The following is a 21179-nucleotide window of genomic DNA, read 5'->3' as shown; positions in this document are numbered from 1 at the left end:
ACACGGGAATTATGCGTCGCCGCGCGATCGGCCGCGCCGCCACCACGGGGGCACCCGGGCGTAGCCGCCGTCGTCGAGGTCGGCCAGGCGCTCGAACGGGTTGTAGGTCGCCGGGTTGCCGCACGTCAGCACCGACACCAGCACCGACAGGACGTAGAGCGGCAACATCGGCAGGCCCACGCAGGCGGCGTACTGGCTGGCGTGGCGGGACTCGTGGAGGAGCAGCCGGCCGCTCAGGTAGCCGTGGGGGTGCTTGGTCAGCACGACGTTGCCGACGGTGAAGGCCCCGGCGACGGGGAACGACAGGCGGTAGCCGTGGGCGTACACGAGACCGAGTTCGCCCTTGTGCAGGGTCGCCCCGCCGATGCGGGCGATCAGCAGGCCCAGCGGGGTCGACAGGTTGATCCAGTTGACGGCGCGGCGGAAGCGGAAGTACGGCCCCATCAGCACATCATGCGCTCACTCGGCCAGGAACGAGTAGTGCCCCCGGTGGTAGATCAGCGGCGCGGCGTCACGCGGGGTCGCCACGGTCTCCACGCCGCCGACGACGATCGAGTGGTCGCCCGCGTCGTGGACGGCGACGGTCCGCAACTCCATGGTGGCGATGGCCCGGTCGAGCAGCGCGACACCGAGCGTGCCCCGATGGTGGGGGAAACCGGTCAGCTGGCCCTCCAGCGACCGGCCGCGTTTGGCCAGGTAGCGGGAGACCTCCTCGTCGTCTTCACCGAGGACCGAGACGCCCCACACGCCCGCGCGGAGGACCGTGTCGTGGAAGCGGGCGACCTTCTCGGCGCAGAACAGGGCCAGCAGGGGGTCGAGCGACACCGACGCGAAGGAGTTGACCGTCATCGCGTGGTCGGTCCCGGCCGGGTCGACGGTCGTGACGATGACGATCCCGGTCGCGAAACGACCGGCCACCTTCCGGTAAAGATCCCTGTCGGCGAGCACGCACCTTACCTTATGCGGACGTTCTGCCTGAGCAGCCAGGAGCCTCCCGCGGACGGGACGAACACGACGGCCAGGGCGACGGCCACCAGACCGCCGTAGAGGTAGATGTATCCGCCCAGCGTGGCCGCGATGGCCAGGTCGCCCTCCGGGCGGGGGCCCGCCAGGATCATCGACGGGATCACCCAGCCGACGGCCACCACCCCGGCCGCCATGCGGGTGCGCATCAGGCGGCCCATCGCGTAGGGAAGCCCGAACAGGATCAGCACCGCCAGGACCGCCCCGACGGGGAGGGTGCCGAACAGGTACCACTCGTGCTCGAAGGCGCCGACGACCCCCACGACCAGGCCGAGCATGAACAGCACGCCGTAGGCGGCGCCGGTGACGGCGGGCTCGGCGCCGCTCGGACCGTCGTCGTGTTCGGCGGTCTCGGGAGCGGCGTTCACCATCATGGGCTGAGGCTAGCCGATGCCGGCGAACAGGTCGTCTTCGTGCCCCGCTACGGAGGGTCCCGCTTTGCGCACGAAGTGTTCGACGCCGCGCGCCTCCTGGCCGACGCCGTTCGACAGGGCGAAGCGGGGGGCGTCGACGGTGATCTGGGTGGCGTGGGCGCGCAGGGCGTTGAGTTTGGCGTCGAGGTAGGGGCGGGCGTCGATCGAGGTGGTGACCGTCTCGCGGCCGTAGCCGAGGGCGTCGACGTCTTCGGGCTGGAAGATCTCCATGCGGGCCGCCGCCTCCAGCATCTCGGAGCGGAGCTGGGCGGTCTGGTAGAACTTCGCGACCGTGCCGGCCAGCTCGAACGCCCGCCAGGCCACGCGGTGGGCCTGGATGTGGTCGGGGTGGCCGTAGAGGCCGTTCTCGTCGTAGGTGACGATCACCTGGGGGCGTACCGCCTCGATGATCTCCAGGAGCCGCTCGGCGGCCTCGTCGACCGGGGCGCGCCAGAAGCAGCGGGGGTCGTCGTTCTCGGCCGCGCCCATCATGCCGCTGTCGCGGTAGCCGAGGAAGCGGTGGTCGTCGACGCCGAGGTTCCGGCAGGCGGCCGCCAGTTCCCGCTCGCGGTAGGCGCCCAGCTCGTCGGGGCCCAGGTGGGCGAGGGTCGAGGGGATGATCTCCCCCATCTCACCGCGGGTGCAGGTGACCAGGGTCACGTGGGCGCCCTCGGCGGCGTAGCGGGCCATCGTGGCGCCGGTTCCGATCGTCTCGTCGTCGGGATGGGCGTGCACGAGGAGGAGGCGTCGGTCGGGCATGCTGGCACTATAAGGGGCTATGACTGAGAGCTTCCCTCGCCTGCATGCCCGGACCCGCCGGTTCACGCTCGGGGTGCCGCGCGGATTCACCCTCACCCCCGCCGGTGACAAGGTGATCTTCCAGCGGACCAAGTCGGGCACCGACCCCGTGACCTGCCTGTGGGAACTCGACGTCGCCTCGGGCGAGGAGCGGCTGCTCGTCGACCCGCTGATCCTGGGCGCGGCCGAGGAGGAGCTGCCGCCGGAGGAGCGGGCCCGGCGGGAACGGGCCCGCGAGTCGGCCGGCGGCGTGGTCGGGTTCTCCCACGCCGGGCACCGGATCGTCTTCACCCTTTCCGGCGCCCTGTACGTCTGGGAGGCCGGCGAGATCCGCTGGCTGAAGACCCCGGGAGGGGTGATCGACCCGCGCCTGTCCCCCGACGGCGGCAAGGTCGCCTACGTCAGCGGCGGGCGGCTGCGGGTGCAGGACCTGGAGACCGGCTCCGACTTCGAGGTGGCCGGGGAGGACGGCGCGACCTGGGGCCTGGCCGAGTTCATCGCCTCCGAGGAGCTCGACCGCATGCGCGGCTACTGGTGGTCGCCCGACGCCTCGGCGCTGCTGGTCGCCCGGGTCGACGACTCGCCGGTGCAGGTCTGGCACATCGCCGACCCGGCCAACCCGGGCAACGACCCGGTCGCGATCGCCTATCCGGCGGCCGGCACCGCCAACGCGCGCGTCAACCTCTACATCGTGGGCCTCGACGGCATCCGCACCGAGGTGCCCTTCGAGCACGAATACCTGGTCACCGCGTCCTGGGACGCGTTCGGGCCGTTCATCGTGACGCTGTCGCGCGACCAGAGGTCACTGCGGCTGCTCGCGGTCGACCCGACCACGGGCGGCACCACCCTGATCCGGGAGGACGCCGACGACAAATGGGTCGAGGCGGCTCCGGGCGTGCCGGCGCACACCGCCGACGGCGCCGTGGTCTGGGTGGCCGACGCCGACGGCGGGCGGCGGCTGTTCGTGGGCTCCGATCCGGTGACGCCGCCGTCGCTGCAGGTCCGCAGCGTGGTCGACGTCGACGGCAACGTGGTGCTGTTCACCGCGAGCGGCGGCGACCCGGCGCAGGTGCAGTTGTGGTCGTACGCCCAGGGCACCCTCAGCCCCCTCTCGACCGACGCGGGCGTGTTCACCGGACGCCGCAGCGGCGGCGTGACCGTCGTGGTGGCGCAGTCGCTCGACCACGAGGGCGTGTCGGTGCGGGTGATCCGGCTCGACGGCAGCTCGGTGCCGATCGCCAGCGTGGCCGAGCGGCCCGGTCTCGACCTGCGCGTCTCCCTGTCGCGGGCGGGCTCCCGCGAGCTCTCCACGGCCGTCCTGCTGCCGTCGTGGCACGTCGAGGGGTCGGCCAAGCTGCCGGTCCTGATGGACCCCTACGGCGGCCCGCACGCCCAGCGGGTGCTCCACTCCCACCGGATGTTCCTGGAGCCGCAGTGGTGGGCCGAGCAGGGCTTCGCGGTGATCGTCGCCGACGGCCGCGGCACCCCCGGACGCGGCCCGGCCTTCGAGCGCGAGGTCCACCACGACTTCACCGTCACCCTCGACGACCAGGTCGAGGTGCTCCAGTCGATGCCCCACCCCGACCTCGACCTGACCAAGGTCGCGATCCGGGGCTGGTCGTTCGGCGGCTACCTGGCGGCGCTGGCGGTGCTGCGGCGGCCCGACGTCTTCCACGCCGCCATCGCGGGCGCGCCGGTCACCGACTGGCGGCTCTACGACACGGCCTACACCGAGCGTTATCTGGGCCACCCGTCCGAGGGCCACTACGAGCACTCCTCGCTTCTCGCGGCCGACGCGGAGAAGCTGGAGCGCCCGCTGATGCTGATCCACGGCCTGGCCGACGACAACGTGGTGGCCGCCCACACGCTGCGGTTGTCGTCGGCGCTGCTGGCCGCCGGGCGGCCGCACACCGTGCTGCCGCTGTCGGGCGTCACCCACATGACGCCGCAGGAGGTCGTGGCCGAGAACCTCCTGCTGCTCCAGGTGGAGTTCCTGCGGCGCGCCCTGGGCTGATCCCCGGGGTCAGCGCCGCCAGCTCTCCCACAGGGCCGCGTAGGGGCCGCCGGCCTTCACCAGCTCCTCGTGGGAGCCGAGTTCGCTGATCCGGCCGTCCTCGACGACGGCCACCCGGTCGGCGTCGTGGGCCGTGTAGAGACGGTGCGCGATGGCGATCACGGTGCGCCCGTCGAGGACCGCCGCCAGCGACCGCTCCAGGTGGCGGGCCTGGCGGGGGTCGATCAGCGAGGTCGCCTCGTCGAGCACCAGCGTGTGGGGGTCGGCCAGCACGAGCCGCGCCAGCGCGAGCTGCTGCGCCTGCGCGGGCGATACGGCGGTGCCGCCCGACCCGACCTCGGCGTCCAGGCCCAGCTTCTCGGCCCACTCCCAGGCGTCCACCGCCTCCAGAGCACGCTGCACGGCGTCGTCATCGGCCTCGGGACGGCCGATGAGGACGTTGTCGCGCAGCGTCCCCTTGAACACGTGGTGCTCCTGGGTGACCAGGGCGACCTGGCCGCGCAGCTCGGCCAGCGGCAGCTCGATCAGCGAGGCCCCGCCGACGGTGACGGTGCCGGTCCGCGGGCCGTGGATGCCGGCCAGCAGCCGCCCGAGGGTCGACTTGCCGGCGCCTGAGGGGCCCACCATGGCCAGGCGCTCGCCCGGCCGGACGTCGAGGTCGATGCCGTGCAGGACGTCGTGCCCTTCCCGGTAGGCGTACCGCACGTCCTCGGCCCTGATCGCGTCGCCGTCGGGGGTCGCCTCCGAGGGAACCCGGTCGTCGGGCACGTTGGCGACGCCCAGCAGGCGGGCCATCGAGGCGCTGCCGACCTGGAGCTCGTCGATCCACGACAGCAGCCGGTCGAGCGGGTCGACGAGCTGCTGGATGTAGAGCGTGCCCGCGGTGACCTGGAACAGCGTGACCCAGCCCTCCAGGTAGAACAGGCCGCCGAGGAACAGCGTGGCGACGACCGGGATCACGTAGCCCATCTCGACCGACGGGAACCAGACGGTCCGCAGGCTGAGCGAGTAGCGTTCGGCGGCGTAGGACTCCCGGATGTCGTCGTCGGTCCGGTCGCGGCGGCGGCCGGCCAGGCCCAGCGCCTCGACGGTCCGGGCGCCCTCGACGGTCTGCGCGAGGCCCTCGGTGAGGTTGGCGTACGCCGCGCCCTCCCGCAGGTAGGCGGGTCCCGACCGGTTCAGGTACCACCGGGTCGAGATCCACAACAGCGGCACCGCCAGCAGCGACGGCAGCACCATCAGCGGGCCGACGATGACCAGCGCGCCGATCATGAACACGCCGGTGACCAGCGCGATCAGGATCTCCGGCACGGCGTGCCGGACGGTCCGCGACAACGAGTCGACGTCGCGGGAGGTCCGGGTGATCAGGTCGCCCGAACCGGCCCGCTCGACCGTGGACAGCGGCAGGGCGAGCACCCGGTCGACGAACTCCTGGCGCAGCTCGGCCAGGACCTTCTCGCCCAGCCGCGACGACGCGTAGACCGCGAACCGGGTCAGGACGCCCTGGGCGATCACGAATCCGGCGATGGCCAGCGCGATCGTGTCGACGCGCACGTCGTGCGCGCCGTCGGCGACCGACTGGACGAGGCCGCCCAGCAGCGCCGGACCGGCGAGGCCGGTGAGCGCGGCCAGGCCGTGGAGGGCCAGCGCGACGGACAGCTCCTTCGGATACTTGACCATCAGGCGCCGGGCGTAGGCGCGCACCTGCGCCTTGTCGGCGACCGGAAGGATCTGGCGGCTCATCGGTCCTCCCCTCGGGTGACGGTGGCGCGGTAGGCGGTGCTGGCGGTCAGCAGCTCGCGGTGGGTGCCCTCGGCGGCCGCCCGGCCCTCTTCCACGTAGAAGACGTGGTCGGCCCGGTCGAGCACGAGCGGGCTCGTGGTGACGACGAGGGTGGCCCGCCCGGCGCGGGCCTTGGCGAGGCGTTCGGCGATGCGGGCCTCGGTGTGGGCGTCGACGGCGCTGGTCGGCTCGACCAGGATCAGGATCTCCGGGTCGGCGGTCAGCGCCCGCGCGAGCCGGAGCCGCTGCTGCTGGCCGCCGGAGAACTCCCGCCCGGCCTCGGCCACGTGGGTGTCCAGGCCCTCGGGCAGCGCCTCGACGATGTCCTCGGCGCAGGCGGCGTACACGGCCGCCTCGACGTCGCCGTGGCCCCTGACGTCGAGCTCCTCCCGGAGGGGCCCGGCGAACAGCGCGGCGGCGTTGTCGGCGACGAGGATGTGCCCGCGCACCGCCTCGACCGACAGGTCGGCCAGCGGCACGCCCCCGAGCGTCACCCGGCCGTCGGAGTAGCGGCCCAGACGGTCGGCGATGGCGCTCGCCTCCTCGGGCGTGGCCGCGGCGAGCGCGGTGACCACGCCCTCGCGGACCACGACGCCCGACTCCTCGTCGCGCAGGTCGCCGTGGCGGGCCTGGGCGTCGCCGCCGGTGATCTCGGGCTCCAGCGACAGGATGCGGACGACCCGCTTGGCCGCCACGACGCCCTTGGTCAGCTTGTCGGCCGCCTCGGTGAGCGTGCGCAGCGGGGCGATCAGGAAGACGGCGTACCCGTAGAAGGAGACGAGTTCGCCCGCCGACAGGTCGCCCGCGAGCGCGAAGCGGGCGCCGAGCCAGGTCACGCAGGCGATCAGCAGGCCGGGCAGCAGCACCTGGGCGCCTTCGAGCAGCGACTCGACCGAGGCGACCCGCACGCCCGCGGCGCGGGTGCGCTGCGACTCGGCCCGGTAGCGGTCGGCGAACACCTGCTCGCCGCCGATGCCGCGCAGCACGCGCAGCCCCGCGACGATGTCGCCGGCCCGGGTGGCGAGGTCGCCCTGGAGGTCGCGATGGGCGTGCTGCCTGCGGTGCAGGGGCCGCAGCAGCGGGCTGATCACCAGCGCCATCAGCGGCACCCCGATCAGCACGAGCAGGCCGAGCGGCATGGAGGACGACAACATGATGACGGTCACGACGACGACGGCGACGAGCGCGCCCGCGCCGCGCAGGATGATGTCCATCGCGTTGCCGATGTGGGCGATGTCGGAGTTGCCGACGCTCACCACCTCGCCGGTCGACAGGCGTTTGGGCAGGGTCGCGCCCAGGCGGGTGGCCTGGCGGCTCGTGAGCCGGACGGTCGTGTAGGCGGAGGAGATCCAGGTGTAGACGGCGCAGCGGTGGCGCAGGACGCCGGTGAGGGCCTGCACCGCGCCGAGCCCGAAGAGCACCGCCGACCAGCGCGCGAGCTCGCCGGCGTCCTTGTCGATCACGGCGTCGACGCCGAACCCGATCACGGCCGGGATGAGGGCCTGGGTGGTCCACCACAGGATCGCGTAGGTGATGCCGAGCCACATGGGCAGGCCCTGGTCGCGGGCCATCCACCAGAGGTATCTGCCGGGCCCGCGCGTGTCTGGTTGGCCGGGGTCTCCGGCCGGAAGAGCGCGCATCCTGCAAGCGTGGCAATCTCGCTGAACAGCCGTCCAGCCATTTACGTCAACGCGGGTTGACACGATCACAGGTGTCAACCTACATTGACACCATGAACGAGACAGCGCAGCTCGCCTCCGACGCGAGCAGCCGCGATCCCTCGATCGGTCTGCGGGCCGTGAGGGCACTGCGGATCCTCGTCGACCGCCTGGAGGCCCTCCAGGTCGAGAACGCCCGTGAGCAGGGCTGGTCGTGGCAGGACATCGCCGTCCACCTCGACGTCACCAGACAGGCCGTCCACAAGAAGTACGCGGGCGGGCGCGGCCTGCTCAGACGGGGAGACTGACGATGTTCGAACGATTCACCGACGACGCCCGCCGGGTCGTCACCGCCGCACAGGTGGAGGCCCGCCGCCTCAACCATCCGCGCATCGGCACCGAACACCTCCTGCTGGGCATGCTCCAGGACCCGGAGTCCCTGGCCGCCCGCGTCCTCACGGGCCTCGACCACGGAGGCGCCGAGGCCCGGCTCCGCGACATCCTCAACCAGCCCGCCGGGCGGCGCGGGCACGAACTCGACGCCGAGCTGCTCAGCACCATCGGCATCGACCTCGACGCCATCAGGGAGAAGGTCGAGGAGGCCTTCGGGCCCGGCGCCCTCGACCGCGAACCGGTCCGCGACCACCGGGGCCACCTGCGCAGCGGCAGGCACATCCCCTTCGGCCCGCGCGCCAAGAAGACCCTGGAACTGTCGCTGCGCGAGGCCATCGCCCTCAAGCACAAGGCGATCACCGACGGGCACGTCCTGCTGGGCCTGATCCGCGAGGGCGAGGGCCTGGCCATGCAGATCATCACGGAGGCCGGCATCTCCCCCACGCGGGTGCGCGAGGCGCTCGTACAGGAACTGAGCAGCCCGGCCAGATGAGAGCACGATCCCCCGCCGAAGACCGGCCATTTGGACCTCGGCGGGGGATCGAGCGCACCTGTCCCTACCCAGACTTGCGGGATGCTCTCAGGTAGTCGGCGTTCATGCGAGCGATCGTGTCGAGAGGGATGCCCTTCGGGCATACCGCGGTGCACTCGCCGGTGTTGGTGCAGCCGCCGAAGCCCTCCTCGTCCATCTGCTCGACCATGGCGCGGGCCCGGGAGCCGCGCTCGGGCTGGCCCTGCGGGAGCAGGCCCAGGTGGGTGATCTTCGCGGCGGTGAACAGCGAGGCCGAGCCGTTCGGGCAGGCCGCCACGCACGCGCCGCAGCCGATGCAGGTCGCCGCGTCGAACGCGTCGTCGGCGTCGGCCTTGGGGACCGGCATCGCGTGGGCGTCGGGGGCCGAACCGGCCGGGACGGAGATGAAGCCGCCGGCCTGGATGATGCGGTCGAACGCCGACCGGTCGACGACCAGGTCCTTCACCACGGGGAACGGCCGGGCCCGCCAGGGCTCGATGACGATGGTGTCGCCGTCCTTGTAGTGGCGCATGTGCAGCTGGCACGTGGTCGTGTTCTTCTGCGGGCCGTGGGCGACGCCGTCGATCATCATCGAGCACATGCCGCAGATGCCCTCGCGGCAGTCGTGGTCGAACGCGACCGGGTCGTCGCCCGCCAGGATGAGCCGCTCGTTGAGCACGTCGAGCATCTCCAGGAACGACATGTCCGGGGAGACGTCCTCGATCTCGTAGCGCACCAGCCGCCCCTCGTCGTCGGGGCCGCTCTGCCGCCAGACCTTCAGGGTGAGGTTCACTTGTAGCTCCGCTGGGTCATCTTCACGTACTCGTACTCGAGGTCTTCCTTGTGCAGCACCGGGCCGTCAGGGGTGGACTCCCAGGCGGCCACGTAGGCGAAGTGCTCGTCGTCGCGCAGGGCCTCGCCGTCGGCGTCCTGCGACTCGGCGCGGAAGTGGCCGCCGCACGACTCGGTGCGGTGCAGGGCGTCCAGGCACATGAGCTCGGCCAGGTCGAAGAAGTCGGCCACCCGGCCGGCCCGCTCCAGGGCCTGGTTGAGCTCCTCGTTGACGCCGCTGACCTTGACGTCGCGCCAGAACTCCGCACGCAGCTCGGGGATGCGCTCCAGCGCCTTGCGCAGGCCCTCCTCGGTCCGCTCCATGCCGCAGTAGTCCCACATGAGCTTGCCGAGCTCGCGGTGGAAGGAGTCGGCGGTGCGGGTGCCGTTGACCGACAGCAGCTTCTCGATCCGGTCCTTCACCGCCACCTCGGCGTCGGCGACGGCCTGGTCGTCGATCGGGTCGAACCGGTGGGCGTCGGCCAGGTAGTCGCCGATGGTCGTCGGCAGCACGAAGTAGCCGTCGGCCAGGCCCTGCATCAGCGCGCTCGCGCCGAGCCGGTTCGCGCCGTGGTCGGAGAAGTTGGCCTCGCCGATCACGAACAGGCCCGGGATGGACGACTGGAGGTCGTAGTCGACCCAGAGCCCGCCCATCGTGTAGTGGACGGCCGGGTAGATGCGCATCGGCTGGGTGTACGGGTCCTCGCCGGTGATGCGCTCGTACATCTCGAAGAGGTTGCCGTACTTCTTCTCCACGGCGTCGCGGCCGAGGCGGGCGATGGCGTCGGCGAAGTCGAGGTAGACGCCCAGGCCGCCCGGCCCGACGCCGCGGCCCTCGTCGCAGACGTTCTTGGCGGCGCGGGAGGCGATGTCACGCGGCACCAGGTTGCCGAACGCCGGGTAGATGCGCTCCAGGTAGTAGTCGCGCTCGGCCTCGGGGATCTCCCCGGCCGGACGGGTGTCGCCGCCCTTGACCGGCACCCAGACGCGGCCGTCGTTGCGCAGCGACTCCGACATCAGGGTCAGCTTCGACTGGTATTCGCCGGAGACCGGGATGCAGGTCGGGTGGATCTGGGTGTAGCACGGGTTGGCGAACATGGCCCCCTTCTGGTGGGCCCGCCAGATCGCCGTGGTGTTGCAGCCCTTGGCGTTGGTCGACAGGAAGAAGACGTTGCCGTAGCCGCCGGTGGCCAGCACGACCGCGTCGGCCAGGTGGGTCTCGACCTCGCCGGTGACCATGTCGCGCACCACGACGCCCCGGGCGCGGCCGTCGCTGACGATCAGTTCGAGCATCTCGTGGCGGGTGTGCATCTCGACGGTCCCGGCCGCGATCTGCCGCTCCAGCGCCGAGTAGGCGCCGAGGAGGAGCTGCTGGCCCGTCTGGCCGCGCGCGTAGAAGGTGCGCGACACCTGGGCGCCGCCGAAGGAGCGGGTGTCGAGGAGGCCGCCGTACTCGCGGGCGAACGGCACGCCCTGGGCCACGGCCTGGTCGATGATGTTCACCGACACCTGGGCGAGGCGGTAGACGTTCGACTCGCGGGCGCGGAAGTCGCCGCCCTTCACGGTGTCGTAGAAGAGGCGGTAGATCGAGTCGCCGTCGCCGCGGTAGTTCTTGGCCGCGTTGATGCCGCCCTGCGCGGCGATCGAGTGGGCCCGGCGGGGCGAGTCCTGGTAGCAGAACGACTTGACCTTGTAGCCCAGCTCGCCCAGGGTCGCGGCGGCCGAGCCGCCCGCGAGGCCGGTGCCGACCACGATGACGTTGATCTTGCGCTTGTTGGCCGGGTTGACCAGCCGGGCCGAGAACTTCCGCTTCTCCCAGCGGTCTTCGATCGGGCCCTCGGGCGCCTTGGTGTCCTTGATCGGCGCGCCTTCGCGGTAGTTCATCGTACGACTCCAAACGTGATCGCCAGCGGGACGACCAGGAACCCGAGCGTCAGCAGGGCGCTGAGCCCGGCCGCGCTCGCCTTCAGCACGGGGTAGCGCCGGGCCAGGCCGAGGGTCTGCAGGGCGCTCCACAGGCCGTGCCGCAGGTGCAGGCCCACCATGACCACCGAGATCACGTAGAACACGGTGATGTACCAGCGCGAGGGGTCGAACCCGGCGACCATCCGGTCGAACGGGGTGGCCTCGTGGCCCTCGGGGTTGGCCACGCCGAAGGTCATGTCGAGCAGGTGGTAGATCACGAAGAAGAAGACGATCACGCCGCCCCAGCGCATGGTGCGGGTGGCGTAGCCGTCGGCCCTCGACTTCACCTTGGCGGCGTACTTGACCGGACGGGCGTTCGCCGCCCGGCGGGCCAGCACGATCGCCGAGTACATGTGGGCCGCGATCGCCACGACCAGGCCCGCTTCGAGAAGGGTCAGCAGGCCCCGGTGCGGCAGCAGCGGGTAGCCGACCTCGCGGAGCCAGGCGGCGTAGCCGTTGAACGACTCCGCGCCGGCGAAGATCTTCAGGTTGCCGGCCATGTGGGCGACCAGGAAGAGCACCAGGACCGCGCCCGACACGGCCATGACGGCCTTCAGGGAGTTCGACGAGACCCGGCGCCGGGATCGCCGGGGCCGGGAGGGTATCTGGGTGACCGGTTCGGTGGCCTTGCCCCGGTCGATGGTGGCAGTCACGTACAAGGACGCTAGGTACCTGCGCAATCGTCGTCCAAGTCATCGCGGTTCTGGTTTCGATAGCCGGTGGCTATGTGCTCTGGCCTGGCGCGGAAGCCCTTGCGGCCAGGGGGACCGCGTGCGACGAAAGTCACAGCCGTAAGGTGATGAACTGTGCAGTTGCAGCAGCTCGCCTATTTCGTGGCGGTGGCCGAGACGCGCCACTTCACCCACGCGGCCGAGCGGATGCGGGTGGCCCAGCCGTCGCTGAGCAAGCAGATCAAGACCCTGGAGGCCGACCTCGGCGCGCCCCTGTTCAGCCGGGCGCGCGGCAACGTCACCCTCACCCCCGCCGGGGAGGCCCTGCTGCCGCTGGCGCGGCGCATGCTGGCCGACGCCGAGACGGCCCGGCGCGAGGTCGCCGAGCTCGCCGGGCTGCGGCGCGGCCGGGTCAGGCTGGGGGCCACCCCGTCGCTGTGCGCGGGGCTGCTGGCCGACGCGCTGGCCCGGTTCCACCACGACTACCCGGGGGTGGAGATCCAGGTCGAGGAGGGCGGCTCGCGCGACCTGGTGCGGGCGCTGGCCCGTGGGCAGCTCGACCTGTCGCTGATCATCCTGCCGCTGCAGGGCGACGACCCGTCGCTGGTGACCGAGGAGATCCTCCGGGAGCACCTGGTGGTGGCCGCCCCGGCCCATCTGGCCGCCCATCGCCGTCCCCACGTGCGCATCGACGAGCTGCGGCGCCGTCCGCTGGTGATGTTCCGGCGCGGGTACGACCTGCGCGAGGCCACCCTGAACGCGTGCCGCCAGGCCGGGTTCGAACCCCGGTTCGCCGTGGAGGGCGGCGAGATGGACGCCGTGCTCCGGTTCGTCGAGGCCGGGCTCGGGGTGGCCGTGGTGCCCTCGATGGTGCTCGACGGACGGCCGGGCCTGGTGGGCGCGCCCCTGCTGCCGGGCCTGCGCAGGACCGTTGCGCTGGCGCACCGCAAGGATGTTGAGCCGACCCGGGCGGCCCAGGCCTTCAGGGCCGTCCTGCTGGCGTTCCTCGACGAGGCGACCCGCGAAGGCACCCTCCCCGAAGGCGTCGAAGCGCTCCCCCAGCACTAGTGGCCTGTCGCTACTATTTGGGGTGCCCTCCTCTGGAAAGAGGCCTTCGTGCCCGCTCTCTCCCATGGTTTGCCCGACCTCGTCACCCTCCTCCTCATAGAGGACGACGCCGAGGACGCTTTCCTTGTCGAGGAGCTGCTGGCCGAGGCGCAGAAGCCGCCGAAGATCATCTGGGCCCGCAGCCTCGCCGAGGGACGCGACCGGTTCACCGCCGAGGTGAGCTGCGTCCTGGTCGACCTGTCGCTGCCCGACGCGATGGGTCTGGACGCCGTGCGCCAGGTGACCGCCATGGCGCCCGACACGGCCGTGGTCGTGCTGACCGGCCTCAACGACGTGCAGATCGCCATCGACGCGGTCGCGGCCGGCGCCGAAGACTATCTGATCAAGCAGGACGTCGACGGCAAGCTGCTGGCCCGCGCGATCCGCTACGCCATGGAGCGCAAGCGCGGCGACATCGCCGAACGCGAACTGGTGGAGCAGCGCCTGATCCGCGAGGAGACCGCCCGGCTCGAACACGGGCTGCTGCCGACGCCGATCCTCCACACCGACGCCCTGGTCCACCAGTCGACCTACCTGCCCGGCCGCGAGGCGGGCCTGCTCGCGGGCGACTTCTGGGACACCATCCAGACCGCCGACGGCGCGATCCACGTCCTGGTCGGAGACGTCTGCGGGCACGGCCCCGACGAGGCCGCGCTGGGCGCGGCCCTGCGCATCGCGTGGCGCACCCTCACCCTGGCCGGGCTCGACGGCAACGGGGTGCTGCGGACGATGGACTCGGTGCTGCGGCTGGAGCGCGGCTCACCGGAGATCTTCACCACCCTCGTCACCGCGACGATCGCGCCCGGCCTCGACTCGGCCCGGCTCTACGTGGTCGGGCACCCGCCACCCGTGGTTATCCTCGGTGACGACGTCGAGGTGGTCACCGAGGTGCCGTCGGGTCCGCCGCTCGGGATCTTCCCCGACATGGAGTGGGTCCCGGTCGACATCACCCTGGGCGAGCCGTGGTCGCTCCTCTTCTACACCGACGGGCTCATCGAGGCCACCGTGGGCGACGGCCGCGACCTGCTGGGCACCGAGGGGCTGATCCGTTTGGTCCGCGAACAGGGCGGTATCTTCCTCGACCAGTTGATCGAACAGGTCAAGACCATGCACGCCGACGCGCTGACCGACGATCTCGCGGCCGTCGCGCTCTCCCGGAGGTGACATGAGCAGGACCCTCAGCCCGCTCGCCCCGCCCAAGCCGCCGCGCGGGCTGGGGAAGCTCCCTGCGGGCCGCTGGTTCCTCCTGGTCGGCGCGATCGTGACCCTGCTGTTCGCGGGGTCGATCGCGTTCACGCTCCAGACGATGAACTACACCCGCGAGGCCAGGGCGACCCTCATCGAGGTCATCGACCCCATGGTGCTCCACACGCTGGAGTTGTCGACGGCGGTCTCCAACGAGGAGGCCGCGATGCGCGGCTACGGCCGCACCAACGAGGCCTTCTACCTCCAGGACTACGACGCGGCCGAGCGCGCCTCGGCGACCGCCCACGGCAAGATCGAGGCCCTGCTGCCGCGGGTGCCGGAGCTGCGGGGCGAATCCGACCGCCTGGTCGAGGCGATCGAGAACTGGCGCACGCGTTACGCCGCCGAGGTCGTCCGGCAGGTGCCCGAACTCGGCAAGGACACCGCCGCCTCGCTCGCCAACGTGAACACCGAGGTTTTCGGCGCGGTCCGCGACGCCCTGTCCAGCCAGCAGGCCCACCTGACCACCCTCCACGGCGACGCCGCGACCCGCCTGGAGCGGGGCTGGGACGTCTTCTACGGCGCGCTCGCCTCCCTCGCCGCAGTGCTGCTGCTCGCCGGCATCGCCTTCACCCTGCTGGTGCGCTACGTCGTCCTGCGGCCCGTCGCCACGCTCCAGGACCAGGTCCGCAAGGTCGCCGCGGGCGACTTCGACACCAAGCTCAACGTGACCCGCCCGGCCGAGATGGCCGAGTTGTCGGGCCACGTCGACGCGATGCGCCGCCGGGTGCTGCGCGAGTGGCGGGAGACCCAGCGGGCCCAGCAGGCCCTGGCCGACCAGGCCGCCGAGCTCAAGCGGTCGAACAGCGAACTGGAGCAGTTCGCGTACGTCGCCAGCCACGACCTCCAGGAGCCCCTGCGCAAGGTCTCCAGCTTCAGCCAGATGCTGGAGCAGCGCTACGGCGACCAGCTCGACGACCGGGCCAAGCAGTACATCAAGTTCGCCGTCGACGGCGCCAAGCGCATGCAGCTCCTGATCAACGACCTGCTCGACTTCAGCCGGGTCGGCCGGGTCTCCGACGACCGGGTGCCGACCTCGACGGCCGACGCGCTGCAGACCGCGCTCGACAACCTGGCCGCCCGCATCGAGGACAACGACGCCACGGTCGTGCACGAGAACCTGCCGGTCGTCAGCGGCAACCGGATGCTGCTCACCCAGCTCTTCCAGAACCTGATCGGCAACGCGATCAAGTTCCGCTCCGAAGATCCCCCCGAGATCGTCATCACCGCCGAGCGCAAAGACGGAATGTGGGAGTTCGCCTGTTCCGACAACGGCATCGGGGTGGACGCGAAGTACGCTGACCGCATCTTCCTGATCTTCCAGCGGCTGCACCCCCGGGACGTCTACCCCGGGACCGGCATCGGGCTGGCGCTCTGCCGGAAGATCGTCGAATATCACGGTGGCCGGATCTGGCTCGAAGAGAGCCCCGATCACAAGGGCACCACGTTCCGCTGGACTCTGGAGGCCACTGATGAATGAGCTGCGCTGGATCGACGTCCTCCTGGTCGAGGACGACCCGGGCGACGTGCTGCTCACCCAGGAGGCCTTCGAGGCGAACAAGGTGCGCAACAAGCTCCACATCGTCAACGACGGCGAGCAGGCGATGCGCTTCCTCCGCCAAGAGGGCGAGTACGAGGGCTCGGCCCGCCCCGACCTGATCCTGCTCGACCTCAACCTGCCGCGTAAGGACGGCCGGGAGGTGCTGGAGGAGATAAAGGCCGACCCGGAGCTGCGCTCGATCCCCGTCGTGGTGCTGACCACGTCGGAGGCCGAGGAGGACATCGTCCGAAGCTACAAGCTCCACGCCAACGCGTACGTCTCCAAGCCGGTGGATTTCGACCAGTTCATCCGGGTAGTACGGCAGATCGATGATTTCTTCGTAACCGTCGTGAAGCTCCCTGGAAATTCCCATCGAGGATCATGATCGAGAAACGTGACAGGAATCACAGGCCAGAAGTCAGTGACCCTCCTCACACGTATCTATGACATGGTCGTAACGTAGCCCCCACCAATACGGCGTGGCGACGCGGCGGTTCGGCGCGAGCCGCCCAACACGGCGTCACGCGGTCAGTTCCGGTGGAAGGTCTCCGATGACCCAGCAGACGGCCGAGAGCCCGGCCAGAAAACAACGCGCTCAGCTCAAGGTGCGTACGCTCCGCACCGACCGATGGTGGCTCGCGCCGGCGCTCACGTTCGCCGGTCTCACCTTCTTCTTGATCTACGGTTTCTGGGCGATCTTCGACAAGAGCTACTTCGTCGAGCCCTATATCGCGCCCTTCTCCTCGCCGTGCCTGACGACGGCGTGCCCGGAGGGCGCCCGGTTGTTCGGCTGGGCCCCGATCGGCGACTGGTTCACGTTGCCGCCCGGCTTGATCATTCTCGGCCTGCCGGCCGGCTTCCGGTTCACGTGCTACTACTATCGGAAGTCCTACTACCGGTCGTTCTGGCTGAGCCCGCCCGCCTGCGCCGTGGGCGAGCCGCACAAGAAGTACACCGGCGAGACCCGTCTCCCGCTGGTCATCCAGAACGTCCACCGCTACTTCTTCTATGGCGCCATCCTGATCGGCGCCGTGCTGAGCTACGACGCGATCCTCGCGCTGATCCACAAGCCGGCGGGGCTGGGCACCTGGATCCTGCTGGTCAACGCGGTCCTGATCGTGCTGTACACGCTGTCGTGCCACTCGTGCCGGCACATCACCGCCGGGCGGCTCAACCACTTCAGCAAGCACCCGCTGCGCTACCGGGCCTGGACCTTCGTCTCCAAGCTCAACGCCAAGCACATGCAGCTGGCATGGGCGTCGCTGTTCTCGGTGATGATCGCCGACTTCTACGTCCGCATGGTGGCCAAGGGCGTCATCACCTTCCCGTTCGCGTAAGGACTGTTCACCGTGGAACGTCACGAATACGACGTCGTCGTCATCGGGGCCGGCGGAGCCGGGCTCCGGGCGGCGATCGAGGCACGTCAGCAGGGCAAGCGCACCGCGATCGTCTGCAAGTCGCTGTTCGGCAAGGCGCACACCGTCATGGCCGAGGGCGGCGCGGCGGCGGCGATGGGCAACGTCAACTCCGACGACAACTGGATGGTCCACTTCCGCGACACCATGCGGGGCGGCAAGTTCCTGAACAACTGGCGGATGGCCGAGCTGCACGCGAAGGAGGCCCCCGACCGGGTCTGGGAGCTGGAGGCGTGGGGCGCGCTGTTCGACCGCACCAAAGACGGCAAGATCAGCCAGCGCAACTTCGGCGGGCACGAGTACCCGCGCCTGGCCCACGTCGGCGACCGCACCGGCCTGGAGATGATCCGCACCCTCCAGCAGCGTGTGGTGGCCCTCCAGCAGGAGGACTTCGAGGTCCACGGCGACTACGAGGCCTACATCAAGGTCTTCGCCGAGTGCACCGTCACCCGCCTGCTGAAGGACGGCGACGCGATCTCCGGCGCCTTCGCCTACTGGCGCGAGACCGGCAAGTTCATCGTCTTCGACGCCCCGGCCGTGGTCCTGGCCACCGGCGGCATCGGCAAGTCGTTCGTGGTCACCTCGAACTCGTGGGAGTACACGGGCGACGGCCACGCGCTGGCCCTGCTCGCGGGCGCCCAGCTCATCAACATGGAGTTCATCCAGTTCCACCCGACCGGCATGGTCTGGCCGCCGTCGGTCCGGGGCATCCTGGTGACCGAGTCGGTGCGCGGCGACGGCGGGGTGCTGCGCAACTCCGAGGGCCGCCGGTTCATGTTCGACTACATCCCCGACGTGTTCAAGGACAAGTACGCCACGACCGAGGAGGAGGGCGACCGCTGGTACACCGACCAGGCCAACAACCGCCGTCCCCCGGAGCTGCTGCCGCGTGACGAGGTCGCCCGCGCGATCAACTCCGAGGTGAAGGCCGGGCGTGGCTCACCCCAGGGCGGCGTCTTCCTGGACGTCTCCAGCCGCCTCCCCGCCGCCGAGATCATCAAGCGGCTGCCGTCGATGCACCACCAGTTCAAGGAACTGGCCGACGTCGACATCACCGCCGAGCCGATGCAGGTCGGCCCGACCTGCCACTACGTCATGGGCGGCGTCGAGGTCGACGCCGACACCGCCGCGGCCTCGGTGCCGGGCCTGTTCGCGGCCGGCGAGGTGTCGGGCGGCATGCACGGCTCCAACCGCCTGGGCGGCAACTCCCTGTCCGACCTGCTGGTCTTCGGCCGCCGGGCGGGCGCGGGCGCGGCGGCGTACGTCGACTCGCTGGGCGGGCGTCGCCCGCAGGTGACCGGCGTCGAGGAGGCCCACGCCGAGGCGATCGCCCCGCTGGAGCGCCAGGGCGGCGAGAACCCCTACGAGGTCCACCACGAGCTCCAGCGCACGATGAACGACCTGGTCGGCATCATCCGCAAGGAGAACGAGGTCGCCGAGGCCCTGCAGGTGGTCGAGAAGCTCAAGGAGCGCGCGACCAACACCACCGCCCCCGGCGGCAAGATCTACAACCCCGGCTGGCACCTCGCCATCGACCTGCGCAACATGCTGCTGGTCAGCGAGTGCGTCGCCAAGGCCGCGCTGCTGCGGCAGGAGAGCCGGGGCGGCCACACCCGCGACGACTACCCGGCGATGCAGCCGGAGTGGCGGCGCAAGCTGCTGGTCTGCTCGGCCAAGCCCGACGGCTCCGAGGTCCAGGTCGTCGAGAAGACCCAGGTGTCCATGCGCGCCGACCTGATCACCCTGTTCGACCGGGCCGAGCTCTCGAAGTACCTCACCGAGGAAGAACTCGCGGAGTACGACGCCGCGGCCAAGGAGTTGTCATGAGCTACAAGGGCAAGTTCCGCGTCTGGCGCGGCGAGGGCGGAGAAGGCCGCCTGGAGGACTTCACGGTCGAGGTCAACGAGGGCGAGGTCGTCCTCGACGTCATCCACCGTCTCCAGGCCACCCAGGCGCCCGACCTCGCGGTGCGCTGGAACTGCAAGGCCGGCAAGTGCGGTTCGTGCTCGATGGAGATCAACGGCAAGCCGCGTCTGGGCTGTATGACCCGCATGTCGACCTTCACCGAGGACGAGACCATCACGGTCACCCCGATGCGCACCTTCCCGGTCATCAAAGACCTGGTGACGGACGTGTCGTTCAACTACCAGAAGGCCCGCGAGGTCCCGTCGTTCACACCGCCGAAGGACGTGAAGCCGGGCGAATACCGCATGCAGCAGATCGACGTGGAGCGCTCGCAGGAGTTCCGCAAGTGCATCGAGTGCTTCATGTGCAACAACGTCTGCCACGTCATCCGCGACCACGAGGAGAACAAGACCCACTTCGCGGGTCCGCGTTTCCTCATGCGCATCGCCGAGCTCGACATGCACCCCTATGACGTGGCCGACCGCAAGGACTCCGCGCAGGAGGAGCACGGCCTGGGGTACTGCAACATCACCAAGTGCTGCACCGAGGTGTGCCCCGAGCACATCAAGATCACCGACAACGCGCTGATCCCGATGAAGGAGCGTGTGGTCGACCGGAAGTACGACCCGCTGGTCTGGCTGGGGAACAAGATCTTCCGCCGCTAGCACGTCAGAAAGGCCGACCCGGTTCATCGGGTCGGCCTTTCTCATGCATCCGGTACGTCAGCAAAAAACCCTGCGTCAGTATTCTTCCAAGCCGGGAATCACGCTGAACGAACTCAGGTGCCGGAGTGATCGTCGTGTTCCCCTGACGTCGAGGTCACCGACCGCAGAGACCTGAAGACCCTGCTTATGAGCATTCACGGCCACGTTGTAGTCGGACTCCGCCAACTCGACTCTAACGCGTCTCTCCTGACCCGTGTCGTCGTCGACGCCCTGAATAACCACTTCACCTTTTCCGAACTTGCCCTCTCGGAAAAGGCGAACGACGAGCCCGATCACCGTGACATTTGCCCTTGGCTGCCTGGTCCGGAGGAAATCCGCAGCTTCGTGAAGTATCCGCTGTTCCCCCGGCGTGATTCTCAGACGGCGCGGTTGACTTGTGCCCGCAACCATCGGCGACTGAGCGAAGCGAATCTGATAAACGTCTCGATCGGGGCCGCCCAGCGAGCCGAGGGCCTCCAGCTCTGTGGCATTTATTCTTTGCCCGCCCACTTCTCCGAATACCGATAGCGGAGTGTCACCCTCGCTTACACTGCGGGCAAGCTTCTGCGCGGTTTCGGCAGCCAACAGCATTCTGTTCGTTACACGACGACCAAATAGCCCGTCACCCGGGACGCCTGCTATTACTTCCTGCCCGTTGTGTGGATCTGTATTAATAGAGTCATAGGTGTCTTTAAGAGGGAGCGCCAACGACAGAATGAAACTACCCGCCTGCGTAGAGACTCTCGTCTGTGACGCATACGATTCAGCCCGACTGAGGCGCCTCGGGGGCAGCACAAGTTCCTTGTACTCCAATGAAGCAGCAGACGCGATGACATAGCTTCGCAAAGCAGTTAGGGCAGTGTACGCCAAGAACAGTGGAGCTTCCCCAGAAGGAACATCCGGCGCCAGACGAACAGATACATTGTCCGCACCCCCGTAGCGCATGTCTGTAGCCGTTTCTTGCGGCAGCCTTCTTTCTACGAAGGCGACGGCCCGAAGCGCTTCCATGGCTCGATCAGAATAGTCTCTGACTTCCTGATTCGTCGGCAATACAACACGAATGTCATTTTCGTCGACATCCAGCGGTCGCCAGAGCGTGGTACGGCCGTCATCATCGTCAAGCACCCACCCGGCGTTGCGAAGGTACTCAGTGAAGTCAGCCAGCCCGGGGACGATCATAGTTCCCTCCCCAGCCGTGTTACCT

General features: G+C 69.8%; 20 protein-coding genes. 10 read left to right on the top strand and 10 right to left on the bottom strand.

Annotation, left to right across the window (positions count from 1 at the left end; genetic code table 11):
- Positions 1 to 9: 9 nt before the first annotated feature.
- Genes QSK34_RS34290 through mshB form a run of 4 tightly spaced genes read right to left on the bottom strand, consistent with a single transcriptional unit; the run spans position 10 to position 2195 of the window.
- Positions 10 to 444, bottom strand: coding sequence for a hypothetical protein (locus QSK34_RS34290; protein WP_030451848.1), 435 nt, complete (start codon positions 442 to 444; stop codon positions 10 to 12).
- Between the two features lie 15 nt (positions 445 to 459).
- A complete protein-coding gene (locus QSK34_RS34285) occupies positions 460 to 948 on the bottom strand; it encodes a flavin reductase family protein (protein WP_030451849.1) in 489 nt (162 codons plus the stop codon).
- A 5-nt stretch (positions 949 to 953) separates the two neighbouring features.
- Complete coding sequence (locus tag QSK34_RS34280; protein WP_051759476.1) at positions 954 to 1397, bottom strand: DUF6113 family protein; 444 nt, start codon at positions 1395 to 1397, stop codon at positions 954 to 956.
- A 9-nt stretch (positions 1398 to 1406) separates the two neighbouring features.
- Positions 1407 to 2195, bottom strand: coding sequence for an N-acetyl-1-D-myo-inositol-2-amino-2-deoxy-alpha-D-glucopyranoside deacetylase (mshB, locus tag QSK34_RS34275; protein WP_353051464.1), 789 nt, complete (start codon positions 2193 to 2195; stop codon positions 1407 to 1409).
- Between the two features lie 19 nt (positions 2196 to 2214).
- On the opposite strand from mshB, the gene QSK34_RS34270 reads away from it, so the two are divergent.
- A complete protein-coding gene (locus QSK34_RS34270) occupies positions 2215 to 4248 on the top strand; it encodes a prolyl oligopeptidase family serine peptidase (protein ID WP_161484202.1) in 2034 nt (677 codons plus the stop codon).
- A gap of 9 nt (positions 4249 to 4257) precedes the next feature.
- Here QSK34_RS34270 and QSK34_RS34265 read toward each other — a convergent pair whose 3' ends face one another.
- Together QSK34_RS34265 and QSK34_RS34260 are read right to left on the bottom strand one after the other, a co-directional pair.
- Positions 4258 to 5991 (bottom strand): ABC transporter ATP-binding protein, encoded by a 1734-nt coding sequence (locus QSK34_RS34265; protein ID WP_285590493.1) that lies wholly within the window; start codon positions 5989 to 5991, stop codon positions 4258 to 4260.
- Positions 5988 to 7601, bottom strand: a complete 1614-nt coding sequence (locus tag QSK34_RS34260; RefSeq protein WP_285590492.1) for an ABC transporter ATP-binding protein — start codon at positions 7599 to 7601, stop codon at positions 5988 to 5990. Before QSK34_RS34260 ends, QSK34_RS34265 begins: the two co-directional genes overlap by 4 nt.
- 161 nt (positions 7602 to 7762) lie before the next feature.
- On the opposite strand from QSK34_RS34260, the gene QSK34_RS34255 reads away from it, so the two are divergent.
- Together QSK34_RS34255 and QSK34_RS34250 are read left to right on the top strand one after the other, a co-directional pair.
- Positions 7763 to 7996: a hypothetical protein gene (locus tag QSK34_RS34255; RefSeq protein WP_030451855.1), complete on the top strand. Its 234-nt coding sequence runs from the start codon at positions 7763 to 7765 to the stop codon at positions 7994 to 7996.
- Positions 7997 to 7998: 2 nt separating this feature from the next.
- Entirely contained in the window at positions 7999 to 8574 is a 576-nt protein-coding gene (locus QSK34_RS34250) for a Clp protease N-terminal domain-containing protein (protein ID WP_285590491.1), read from the top strand.
- Positions 8575 to 8638: 64 nt separating this feature from the next.
- Here the strand turns inward: QSK34_RS34250 and QSK34_RS34245 are convergent, their stop codons facing one another.
- From QSK34_RS34245 to QSK34_RS34235, 3 genes are read right to left on the bottom strand one after another with little or no spacing between them, the layout of a single operon-like run.
- Complete coding sequence (locus QSK34_RS34245; protein WP_030451857.1) at positions 8639 to 9385, bottom strand: succinate dehydrogenase/fumarate reductase iron-sulfur subunit; 747 nt, start codon at positions 9383 to 9385, stop codon at positions 8639 to 8641.
- Complete coding sequence (locus tag QSK34_RS34240) at positions 9382 to 11307, bottom strand: fumarate reductase/succinate dehydrogenase flavoprotein subunit (RefSeq protein ID WP_161484207.1); 1926 nt, start codon at positions 11305 to 11307, stop codon at positions 9382 to 9384. The genes QSK34_RS34245 and QSK34_RS34240 overlap by 4 nt, the downstream gene beginning before the upstream one ends.
- Positions 11304 to 12041: a succinate dehydrogenase cytochrome b subunit gene (locus QSK34_RS34235; RefSeq protein ID WP_353051462.1), complete on the bottom strand. Its 738-nt coding sequence runs from the start codon at positions 12039 to 12041 to the stop codon at positions 11304 to 11306. Before QSK34_RS34235 ends, QSK34_RS34240 begins: the two co-directional genes overlap by 4 nt.
- Positions 12042 to 12194: 153 nt before the next feature.
- Here QSK34_RS34235 and QSK34_RS34230 point away from each other — a divergent pair, with 153 nt between their 5' ends.
- The 7 genes from QSK34_RS34230 (at position 12195) to QSK34_RS34200 (ending at position 19936) form a co-directional block, all read left to right on the top strand.
- A complete protein-coding gene (locus QSK34_RS34230) occupies positions 12195 to 13127 on the top strand; it encodes a LysR family transcriptional regulator (RefSeq protein WP_285590490.1) in 933 nt (310 codons plus the stop codon).
- 48 nt (positions 13128 to 13175) lie between these two features.
- Positions 13176 to 14330, top strand: coding sequence for a PP2C family protein-serine/threonine phosphatase (locus tag QSK34_RS34225; protein WP_161484209.1), 1155 nt, complete (start codon positions 13176 to 13178; stop codon positions 14328 to 14330).
- A gap of 1 nt (position 14331) precedes the next feature.
- Positions 14332 to 15891, top strand: a complete 1560-nt coding sequence (locus QSK34_RS34220; protein ID WP_285590489.1) for a sensor histidine kinase — start codon at positions 14332 to 14334, stop codon at positions 15889 to 15891.
- Positions 15884 to 16336, top strand: a complete 453-nt coding sequence (locus QSK34_RS34215; RefSeq protein WP_161484211.1) for a response regulator — start codon at positions 15884 to 15886, stop codon at positions 16334 to 16336. The genes QSK34_RS34220 and QSK34_RS34215 overlap by 8 nt, the downstream gene beginning before the upstream one ends.
- Before the next feature lie 166 nt (positions 16337 to 16502).
- The gene (gene sdhC, locus QSK34_RS34210) at positions 16503 to 17288 is read left to right on the top strand and encodes a succinate dehydrogenase subunit SdhC (RefSeq protein WP_161484212.1); all 786 of its coding nucleotides are present in this window, start codon (positions 16503 to 16505) and stop codon (positions 17286 to 17288) included.
- A 3-nt stretch (positions 17289 to 17291) separates the two neighbouring features.
- The gene (locus QSK34_RS34205) at positions 17292 to 19193 is read left to right on the top strand and encodes a fumarate reductase/succinate dehydrogenase flavoprotein subunit (RefSeq protein ID WP_285590644.1); all 1902 of its coding nucleotides are present in this window, start codon (positions 17292 to 17294) and stop codon (positions 19191 to 19193) included.
- Complete coding sequence (locus QSK34_RS34200) at positions 19190 to 19936, top strand: succinate dehydrogenase/fumarate reductase iron-sulfur subunit (protein WP_030451866.1); 747 nt, start codon at positions 19190 to 19192, stop codon at positions 19934 to 19936. The genes QSK34_RS34205 and QSK34_RS34200 overlap by 4 nt, the downstream gene beginning before the upstream one ends.
- A gap of 75 nt (positions 19937 to 20011) precedes the next feature.
- Here the strand turns inward: QSK34_RS34200 and QSK34_RS34195 are convergent, their stop codons facing one another.
- Positions 20012 to 21154 carry a hypothetical protein gene (locus QSK34_RS34195; RefSeq protein ID WP_285590485.1) on the bottom strand — a complete coding sequence of 381 codons (1143 nt, stop codon included), beginning with the start codon at positions 21152 to 21154 and terminating at the stop codon, positions 20012 to 20014.
- Between the last annotated feature and the right edge of the window lie 25 nt (positions 21155 to 21179).

The sequence above is a fragment of the Herbidospora sp. NBRC 101105 genome (genome assembly GCF_030269205.1).
GTDB lineage: Bacteria > Actinomycetota > Actinomycetes > Streptosporangiales > Streptosporangiaceae > Herbidospora > Herbidospora solisilvae.
The sequence above is the reverse complement of the archived record's forward strand: the minus strand, read 5'-3'. Positions and strand labels throughout refer to the sequence as shown.